Origin of the sequence: Desulfosarcina sp., assembly GCF_041551955.1 — a bacterium.
Lineage (GTDB): Bacteria > Desulfobacterota > Desulfobacteria > Desulfobacterales > Desulfosarcinaceae > Desulfosarcina.
In genome coordinates, this window is the sequence record NZ_JBFELV010000459.1 from 1 (window position 1) to 3,982 (window position 3,982).

Annotated in this window: 5 protein-coding genes; all 5 read right to left on the reverse strand. The window is 56.9% G+C overall.

Going from position 1 to position 3,982, the window contains the following annotated elements:
• Positions 1-110, reverse strand: a 110-nt coding sequence (locus ABYV26_RS22425) for an acyl-CoA dehydrogenase family protein (RefSeq protein ID WP_372683588.1), incomplete at its 3' end; no start/stop codon positions are given.
• A 38-nt stretch (positions 111-148) separates the two neighbouring features.
• On the reverse strand, positions 149-1,441 hold the full coding sequence (locus tag ABYV26_RS22430) for a thiamine pyrophosphate-dependent enzyme (protein ID WP_372683584.1): 1,293 nt from the start codon (positions 1,439-1,441) through the stop codon (positions 149-151).
• Positions 1,442-2,554 (reverse strand): pyruvate flavodoxin/ferredoxin oxidoreductase, encoded by a 1,113-nt coding sequence (locus ABYV26_RS22435; protein ID WP_372683585.1) that lies wholly within the window; start codon positions 2,552-2,554, stop codon positions 1,442-1,444. It lies immediately after the preceding gene.
• A 349-nt stretch (positions 2,555-2,903) separates the two neighbouring features.
• Positions 2,904-3,158: a hypothetical protein gene (locus ABYV26_RS22440; RefSeq protein WP_372683586.1), complete on the reverse strand. Its 255-nt coding sequence runs from the start codon at positions 3,156-3,158 to the stop codon at positions 2,904-2,906.
• Positions 3,159-3,169: 11 nt separating this feature from the next.
• Positions 3,170-3,475 (reverse strand): hypothetical protein, encoded by a 306-nt coding sequence (locus ABYV26_RS22445; RefSeq protein WP_372683587.1) that lies wholly within the window; start codon positions 3,473-3,475, stop codon positions 3,170-3,172.
• Between the last annotated feature and the right edge of the window lie 507 nt (positions 3,476-3,982).

Genomic DNA, 3,982 nt, shown 5'->3' on the forward strand with positions numbered 1-3,982 from the left:
AAGTAGTGGTCCTTGTCCCACTGGTCCGCGTTGGGCGCGATCCGCTTGGTGGCAAACTCGCGCACCGCTTTGCGCAGCATCTCCAGTTCCTTGCTCAGCTGAAAATCCATGAGATCTCCTTTATCTCTCTGCGTTGATGTTGTTTCGGCTAATCGGTGACACGATCAACCAATTCCACGGCGGTTTCCAGAATGACTTTTTTGAACCGGACAGCCAGCGCCGCCTTGAGCATGTCCATTGAGATCACCCGCTCTTTTTTGGCCAGCAGGGCCAGACTGGCCAATGCCCAGTCCTGGGTTTTGATTTTCTGGGCCTTGAAATCCACGTCCTGCACCGTGGCGCCGGTTTCGGGAAGCGTGACCCCCGCAGCTTTGATGATCAGGGTGTCACCGCCCAGCCGGGTCAACATTTTTTTGCGCCGCCCCACCCCCTCGTCGGCCAGGGCCACCACCACATTGGGCCGCTCGATGCCGGTATAGTCCACAGGCTGCGGGGACAGCACCATCTCGCTGACGCTATGGCCGCGAAGCACGGTGATGGGGTAATCGTTTTTCAAGGTGGCATGCCATCCGCCGGTCATGCCGGCCAGGCAGAAGATTTCACCGGCGGTGACGATGCGCTGGCCGGCGCTGCCCAGGATGAGGACTTCCTGGCGACCGCTGGCCGGCGGTTGAAAGCGCGCCTCTATTTTAGGCGGCCGGGACGGTGTGGGCAGTCCAGCGGCCACTTCCCGGTAGCCGCTGCCGTATTCCTTGCGCTGGTTTTCAGGCACCGGGCCGTTAAAGCGGGGCAGGTTGGCCAGATCGGCGTCGATGCTCTTGGGCGTAATTTTATTGCGTTTGGTGTAGCGGCCTGGACACATGCCCCACATGTCGACGACGGAAAACCCGTCGAAGCTGATGGCGGCGACCATCTCATCCACCAGGTCCGACGCATACGAGGAGGTGCGGGACACGAAGGCGGCGCCGGCCGCTGCGGCAAGCTGGCAGATGTCTACCGGTTTTTCCAGTTGGTTGAGAAACCCGGACCCCACCACGGCCTCCTGGGGAGTGGTCGAGGAACACTGCCCGCCGGTCATGCCGTAGTTGAAATTGTTGAGAATCAGCAGGGTGAGGTCGATATTGCGCCGGCAGGTGGAGAGCACGTGGGCACCGCCGATGCCCAACCCCCCGTCGCCCATGGTGACGATCACCTTCAAGTCCGGACGGGCCATCTTCAGCCCCATGGCGTAGGTCAGGGCCCGGCCGTGGAGTCCGTGAAACGCGTGCGTATTGAAAAAGGTATCGAACAGCCCCGAGCATCCGATATCGCTGACGATGACTACCTGGTTGCCCTTCAGGCCCATGCGCTCAAGGGCCTTGTCCAGGGTATGCACGATGCGTTCATGGCTGCACCCCGGGCAGAAGACCGGGGGCCGGCTGGCATTGATCAGACTGTTCATTTATACCACCTCCCTGATCTGTTCCGGTTTGATCAGGTTGCCGTTCATCTGCCCCAGAAAACTGATCGTCTTGCCGGGAAGCAACCGCTGGATTTCCCGCACGTATTGCCCCATGTTCATCTCCACCACCACGACCCGGTCGTAAGCAGCCGCCGTATCCACGATCAGCCTTTCGGGTACCGGCCACAGGGTCTTGAGAATCAGCAGGGAGACCGGCTTACCGGCCGTTCTGGAGGCGGCCACCGCCACCCGTGCAGCACGGGCGGTGACGCCGTATGCCACCACCAGCGTCTTGGCCTGCGGGTCCAGATCCTGGTCGAAAAGGGTGAATTCCTCGCAATGGGCCTTCAGCTTCTTCTCCAGTCGAAGCTGGAAGGCCTGGATTTCATCCGGATCCACGGTGATGTAGCCGTTGACACCGTGCGTAGAGGAGGTTTGACGAACCAGGGTGGGATCGCCAATCGGCAAAAAATCCGGCGGGGTGTGGTCGTTCGGGGTGGCAAAGGGAAGAAACGCGTGGTTCCGGTCTGCCGGTTTGCGGGTGATGATATCCGGCAGGTCGACGGCATCGAGATCGACACTTTCACGCGTCATGGCGATCTCTTTGTTGGAGGCTAAAAATACCGGGCAGCGATACTGCTCGGCCAGGTTGAAGGCGTGGACGATCAGCCGGTAGCAGTCGGCCACGTCCACCGGCGCCAAAACGATCACCGGTAGCCCGGAGCTGGAGCCCCAGCGCATGAACTGGATGTCTCCGTCCGCCCCTTTGGTGGCGGACCCGGTGGAGGGCCCTAGCCGCTGGACGTTGACAATCACCAGGGGAATCTCGCTGCCGATGGCAAAGGAGATCTGTTCGCTATAAAGGCTGATGCCCGGTCCCGATGTAGCGGTGAGCACCTTGACCCCCGCCATGGATGCCCCCAGACAGTAGCCGATGGAGGCGATCTCATCCTCCCCCTGAAGGCAGACGCCGCCTTCCGGGGGCAGGTATTTGAGCATGGCGTTATAAACGGTGGTAGCCGGTGTGATGGGGTATCCGGCAAAGAACCGGCAGCCGGCAGCCAAGGCCCCCAGCGCTACCGCTTCATTGCCCTCGATGAAACTCAGAGCCATTTCAACCCTCCGCAAAAGATATTATCCTAAATTTGATCAAATTTAGGATCAAACGAATCCACCCATAGCGAACCCCAAATTGGGTGTCAATAATTTTGATGAACTCGTAAAAAGTCGCATTTCCGACGGATTCGTAAAAAGCCCGAGATCAAGGCTTGCGAATCCTGAGGAATGAGGCGTACTTACGGTACGCCGCAGTGACGAAGGGTGATGCATAACGCAGATATCGGGCTTTGTACGAATCCGTCAATTTTAAATTTAAACGGAGAACCTCAAAGGAATTCGAGGCGCCCACCCCCTGATTCGGCATTCCTCATCAAGGGGTGGGCGATGTAATGCGGCTGGACGGCTATTTGAAAAGTTTTACGCCCTGCTGGTAACCTTCATCGACGTAGGATTTGAAATTGTTGCGGCTGGTCTTGTATGCGTCGACACAGCTGTCGTAGATTTTTCGACTTTCGGCGGGCAGCCAGTCGGCCTTGTCTATCATGGTGTTGCCGATCTTCTCAACCTGGTCCTGGAACTGAACCACGGTTTCAAAGGCCGTGTTAAAAAGCGTTTGATTAAATTTGATCATTTGCGGAACGGCGTTTTTCTGGTCCACGTGGAGCCTCCTTATTTGTTATCGTTGGTTTTTTTGGTTTTGGCGGGTGTCGCCGCCGCGGGTGCATCCAGCATTTTTTCATAAACGACAAAACACTGGTCGACATACGCGCTGAATCGTTTACGCTCCTGGTCAATGAGCGTGCGCCAGTTGTCAAGGGCTTTTCGGCTCTCCTGGGGCATCCACGGTGCCTGGTCCATGAACTGGTCTAATGTCGTGGACGTTTGCGCCTGCGCAAAATCCCACATACTCTGAAAATTGTTGACGGTTTGTTTTTGAAAAGCAAGCATCTGTCGGGTGACGTTCAAGGATTCCATCTTTTTTTCCTCCTTCGCTCGATTGAACAAGCATTATGGTGCATCGCGAAATAATTTCTATTGCCATTGCGTCAGTATAATCGCTATTTTTTTTTAGATGTCAAGTAATTTTTTGCACTGCAACATATTTTGAACGGCAACTGATCGAGCTGCACGCTGCCGTGCGGCGGGTGGAGGCACCGGGCGTCGAACCGGTCCTGCGCCCATGTTTTTGGCTTGCACACTTTGGCCGGACAGGCTAATATACGACGGTATAAGGATAGCGCCACTCATATTGCACCACCACGCGTTCTCGACTCTTCCTGCAGCTAATTCTTACTGGCGTCATGCGTCTGGGATAAACGAACGCCAACAACACCGACGGATTGCCGGCTCCTCGACAGGCGGCGCGCATTGAACCACAATCACTGTTGGATGCCCGCGTTGAAAACCGGTAGACAGGACCGGGGATTCGCGGTGGACGTACATACATTCCATTTTAGGTGGGTGTGCAGCCGCCCGCGCCGC